Annotated in this window: 1 protein-coding gene; it reads left to right on the top strand. The window is 33.3% G+C overall.

Annotation, left to right across the window (positions count from 1 at the left end; all coding sequences use genetic code 11):
* Positions 1-516, top strand: a 516-nt coding sequence (locus tag ACS8FC_RS17375; protein ID WP_439297702.1) for a hypothetical protein, incomplete at its 5' end; no start/stop codon positions are given.
* Positions 517-718: the final 202 nt, after the last annotated feature.

Raw genomic sequence — 718 nt, 5'->3', positions numbered from 1 at the left:
GACGATTATTCTATTACTTTTGCGCTTTCTTTTATATTAGAGCATTACTCAAAACCTTTCATCAATGCGAATAGAGACGATATAAGTCAGCTCACTCTACAAGCAATAAGTAAGGGATATTTGAGGGCAAATAATTATTTTTTATATCCTTTGACGTACTTTATGGAAAATGATGATGAATATATATGTTTTTTAGACTTACTAGAGAATGAGCAAAATACACTACAGAATGATGCATTAAGACATCTATATTACTTTGATACTTATAAATACGAAAAGTTGAACCACCTCAGTAAACAGCTAGATTTTTCTTTGTTCTATAACTTACCTAGCAAAATAAATAAGCACTGGTTTGAACAACAAGTAAAAGGTAAATATCTTCTTTACCAGAAAGTAGTCGCTAGCGCAGTATATAAGACAGTTAAAGATAAAAAATTCGTTCATTCATTAACTAATATGACAGATACAGAGTTGTTCGACTTTATCTATCTCTGGTTACCTGATGATACATTCTAAAATTTCTTGATACGTCTACCGATTAAGTAAAAAAATTATGACTAAAGCTACGATCACAAAAAACGATACTGCTATCAATAATCAAGCTACTGATACTAAAGGAAGTGGTTTCTTTAGCCGTCAAACCTTAGGCTCGCAAGCACTCAGCCGTAGCTGGTGGCAGCGCTGGGTCTATCCTGTCTTGTTTCTACTCACATTGACC

Source organism: Psychrobacter sp. 1Y4 (genome assembly GCF_051847555.1).
Note: the sequence above shows the minus strand (reverse complement) of the source record. Positions and strands in the feature narration are given on the sequence as shown.